This is a genomic window from Halolamina salina, assembly GCF_042678005.1.
Taxonomy (GTDB): Archaea; Halobacteriota; Halobacteria; order Halobacteriales; family Haloferacaceae; genus Halolamina; species Halolamina salina.
Map to the genome: position 1 here is coordinate 43,627 of NZ_JBHUDH010000011.1, position 1,113 is coordinate 44,739.

At 70.0% G+C, this 1,113-nt stretch carries 1 protein-coding gene; it reads right to left on the reverse strand.

Going from position 1 to position 1,113, the window contains the following annotated elements:
- Positions 1-169: 169 nt before the first annotated feature.
- Positions 170-898 carry a 1-(5-phosphoribosyl)-5-[(5-phosphoribosylamino)methylideneamino]imidazole-4-carboxamide isomerase gene (gene hisA / locus ACFR9S_RS01435; RefSeq protein WP_379817860.1) on the reverse strand — a complete coding sequence of 243 codons (729 nt, stop codon included), beginning with the start codon at positions 896-898 and terminating at the stop codon, positions 170-172.
- Positions 899-1,113 lie beyond the last annotated feature (215 nt).

Below are 1,113 nucleotides of genomic sequence, written 5' to 3' on the forward strand. Positions count from 1 at the left end.
CGCCTCGCGGCCGGCACCGGTCGCCGGCCGGGGGGAGGGGTGGGGACTCGGTGCTGCGCCGGACCTCGTGTCCGGCGCACTGCGGTCACAAGTGGTCTACGATCGAGATGCTGTCGCGCTTGCCGTTCCAGTAGCCAACGAACGAAACACCGACGAACCAACCCCAGAATCAGACCTCCATCGCCTCAGCAAGCGAAAACCGACCTTCGTACAGCGCCGTCCCCACCACCACCGCCGCCGCCCCAGACTCCCGAAGCTCACCCACGTCCGCCAAATCAGTGACCCCGCCGCTCGCGACAACCGGAATCTCCACCGCATCGACCACTCTTTCCACCGCCTCGCGGTCGATCCCCGAGAGCTGTCCCTCCACGTCGACGTTGGTGAACAGCACCGAGCCCGCGCCCAGTTCCTCATAGCGCGCCGCGGCCTCGGCCGGATCGAGTCCGGTTCCCTCGGTCCAGCCCGAGACGACGACCTCCCCCTCCTTCGCGTCGAGGCTAACCATCACGCTCCCCGGATGCGTCTCCGAAATCTCCTCGACGATTTCGGGGTTCTCGACCGCCGCGGTGCCGAGGATCACGCGATCGACGCCGGCGTCGAGCAGCGAGGTGGCGTCCTCGACGGTCCGAATCCCGCCGCCGACCTGGACGTCCACGTCCTCGCCCGTCGCGTCGACGATCGCTTCGATCGCGTCGGCGTTCTCCCGGTCGCCCTCGAACGCGCCGTCAAGGTCGACGAGGTGGAGGGTTTCGGCGCCCTCGTCCAGCCAGCGCTCCGCGGCGGCGACGGGGTCGCCGTAGCGTTTCCCCGAGTCGCGCTCGCCGGCGACGAGCTGGACCGCCTCGCCGTCCTGTACGTCCACCGCGGGGATCACCTCGAACGTCGGGAACTGGCTCACGCCCGGGGCTGGGGACGCCGCTCGCTTAGCCGTGCCGGAACCGGGGGCCGGTCGGTATCCTTTTCCGCCCCCCTCGCCGAGAGATTCCCGTGCCACAGGAGTCCCATCGACGGCTCGTGGAGGAACTCACGAGCCGGGGGTACAACGCCGAGCGCGAGGCGGTGACGCTGCTCGCGAACGCCGGCGAGCCCGAACTCGCCGCCGAAGCCGCCGCC